The sequence below is a fragment of the Micromonospora sp. CPCC 205554 genome, from assembly GCF_036902745.1.
Taxonomy (GTDB): domain Bacteria; phylum Actinomycetota; class Actinomycetes; order Mycobacteriales; family Micromonosporaceae; genus Micromonospora; species Micromonospora tulbaghiae.
This window is the reverse complement of sequence record NZ_JBAKHP010000075.1, coordinates 1-526: the sequence shown is the minus strand read 5'-3', so window position 1 is coordinate 526 and position 526 is coordinate 1. Positions and strand designations below refer to the sequence as shown.

The following is a 526-nucleotide window of genomic DNA, read 5'->3' as shown; positions in this document are numbered from 1 at the left end:
CCCGGGATCGGCACCAGGTCCGCGTCCGCGTCACCGTGCAACGACGGCACACTCGACAACAACCCCCACGTGTACGGATGCTGCGGCGCCCGCAACACCCGCTGCACACTCCCGTGCTCCACCGCCCGACCCGCATACATCACCAACACGTCATCAGCCACCTGACTGACCACACCCAGATCGTGGGTGATCAACACGATCGCCGACCGGAACTCCTCCTGCAGATCCGCCAGGAGATCCAGGATCTGCGCCTGCACCGTCACATCCAAGGCCGTCGTCGGCTCGTCAGCGATCAACAGGTCAGGATCGTTGACCAGCGCCATCGCGATCATCGCCCGCTGCCGCATACCACCCGAGAACTCATGCGGAAACTGATCGAACCGCCGCGCCGGCTGCGGAATCCCCACCCGGCCCAGCATGTCCACCGCCCGCGTCCGCGCCTCCCGCTTCCCAGCCTTCGGATGATGCACCCGGTACGCCTCAGCGATCTGCCTACCCACCGAGTAGTACGGATGCAACGCCGACA

At 65.6% G+C, this 526-nt stretch carries 1 protein-coding gene; it reads right to left on the bottom strand.

What is annotated here, in order from left to right; all coding sequences use genetic code 11:
* Window positions 1-526 (bottom strand): ABC transporter ATP-binding protein (locus V6U82_RS31530; protein ID WP_334467658.1); only part of this gene is annotated, 526 nt, incomplete at both ends.